Source organism: Streptomyces sparsus (assembly GCF_054776295.1).
Genome location: NZ_BAAHCA010000726.1, coordinates 1 through 2,516, shown reverse-complemented (window position 1 = coordinate 2,516; position 2,516 = coordinate 1). Strand labels below are relative to the sequence as shown.

Sequence of the window (2,516 nt, the reverse complement as noted above, 5' to 3'; positions counted from 1 at the left end):
CAGGGGGGCGGGCGTGGGTTCGGGGGCGGGCTCAGGCGTCGGGGCGGAGGTCGGCCGTGGGGTCGGCTCGGTCGTCGGGGCGGGGGTCGGTTCGGTGGCGGGCGCCGGGATCTTGGGGCCGGCCTCGTCCGTCGGCCCGGGGGCCTGCGGAGCCACCGATTCCGCCGAAGTCTCCGGCTCTGCCGCGCGCTGACGTCCGAACACGTTCCGCAGGAGGCTTCTTATGCCCATGGGACAGGCCTTTCATGAGGTGGTGCGGTGGCGGAGACGCCAGACTAGAGGGCCGGAGCCGACATCGTGCCGGTGGGCACGCGTCCTGGCTTTCATGCCGCGTTCACCACCCGGTCGCCGGTGCGTCGGGCTGAGCCCATAACTTCACGCGGCGTAAGGCTCCGACGGAGGGGACTCCATGCCCAAGCAACTGCCGCTGCTCGCCTCGCACCCTGGCGGCCGGTCCGCGATGACGTGCCACTACCGCTGCGGTGACGCCTGCTTCCAGGAAGTGCCCAACCGCAGCGACAACGCCTACTTCGGTGACGTCGTCGCCGGCGCACTCTCCCGGAGGTCCATGCTGCGCGCGGGCGCGGTGGCCACGGTGGCCGCCGCGGCCGGCGGTGCGCTGCTGGCCCCCGCCCCGGAGGCCGTCGCCCAGCCGCACGCCGCCGGCAAACCGGGCAGACCCGGCGGAAAACCCGGTGGCCGAGGTGCCAGGGGTCTGCGCTTCGACCCGGTACCGCCCAACACCGATGACGCCGTCACCGTGCCCGCCGGCTACCGCCAGAACGTGGTCATCCGCTGGGGCGACCCGATCCTGCGCGGCGCGCCCGCCTTCGACCCCGACCGCCAGACGGCCAAGGCGCAGGCCGGGCAGTTCGGCTACAACTGCGACTACCTGTCGCTGCTGCCGCTGCGCGGCGAGCGCGGTCGCCAGGTCCTCTTCGCCAACCACGAGTACACCAGCGAGAAGCTGATGTTCGCCGGCTACGACAGCGCCGCCCCCACCCAGGAGCAGGTCGCCATCTCGCAGGCCGCGCACGGGCTGTCGGTCGTCGTGGTCGAGGAGAACCGCTGGTCCGGCAAGCTGACCCCGGTGACCCGCCACCACCTCAACCGCCGCTTCCACACCGGCACCGAGTTCCGCCTCACCGGCCCGGCGGCGGGCGGCGCGCTGCTGCGCACCAAGGCCGACCGGTCCGGCACGCGGGTGCTGGGCACGCTCAACAACTGCGCGGGCGGCACGACCCCGTGGGGCACCGTGCTGACGGGCGAGGAGAACTTCAACCAGTACTTCGCCAACGCCGCGTCCGTCACCGACCCGGACGCCAAGCAGCGCCTCGCCCGCTACGGCATGACCGGCGGCGCCACCTCCCGCAAGTGGGAGCGGTACGACGAGCGGTTCGACCTCACCAAGGAGCCCAACGAGCCGAACCGTTTCGGCTGGGTGGTCGAGGTGGACCCCTACGACCCGGACTCCACGCCCTGCAAGCGCACCGCGCTGGGCCGCTTCAAGCACGAGGGCGCCGAGCCCACGCTGACCGCCGACGGCCGCCCGGTCGTCTACATGGGCGACGACGAGCGCTTCGACTACTTCTACAAGTTCGTCTCCGCCAAGCAGATGCGCAAGGGCAACAGCCGGTCCGCCCGGCAGCACAACCTGACGCTGCTGGACGAGGGCACGCTCTACGTCGCCAAGCTGAGCGGTGACAGCCCCGCCGAGGACATCGACGGCACCGGCAAGCTGCCCTCGGACGGCGAGTTCGACGGCAGCGGCCAGTGGCTGAAGCTCGCCTCCGGTAACACCTCCTTCGTGCCCGGAATGACCGCCGAGGAGGTGTACGTCCACACCCGGCTCGCCGCCGACAAGCTGGGCGCGACGAAGATGGACCGTCCCGAGGACATCCAGCCCAGCCCGCGCACCGGCCGCGTCTACCTGGCCCTGACCAACAACAGCGCGCGCGGCGTCGGCGGCAACGCCCCCGCCGACGAGGCCAACCCGCGCAACGCCAACAAGCACGGCCAGATCCTGGAGCTGGCCGAGAACTGGGACGACCCCAGCTCCGACGGCTTCTCGTGGCGGCTGTTCCTGGTCTGCGGTGACCCCGAGGACCCCGCCACCTACTTCGGCGGGTTCCCCAAGGACCAGGTCAGCCCGATCTCCTGCCCGGACAACGTCACCTTCGACGTCTACGGCAACCTGTGGATCTCCACCGACGGCAACGCGCTGGGCAGCCACGACGGCCTGTTCGGCGTCGCCACCTCGGGCGAGCGCCGCGGTGAGCTGAAGCAGTTCCTGACCGTGCCGGCCGGCGCGGAGACCTGCGGGCCGATCGTCCAGGAGAAGCGCGTCCTCGTCGCGGTGCAGCACCCGGGCGAGGTGGACGGCGCGTCGGCGGAGCGCCCCGGCTCCCGGTGGCCCGACGGGCCCGGCCGGATCAACCGCCCCTCGGTGGTCAACGTGTGGCGGGCCGACCGCCGCGACATCGGCAGCTGACCCCGCCCCGGCCCTGCCCGGCCGA

The 2,516-nt window shown here is 72.3% G+C and carries 1 protein-coding gene; it reads left to right on the top strand.

Annotated elements, in window-relative coordinates; translation table 11 throughout:
- Positions 1-409: 409 nt before the first annotated feature.
- Complete coding sequence (locus ACYVE9_RS22665; protein ID WP_461029740.1) at positions 410-2,491, top strand: PhoX family protein; 2,082 nt, start codon at positions 410-412, stop codon at positions 2,489-2,491.
- Positions 2,492-2,516: the final 25 nt, after the last annotated feature.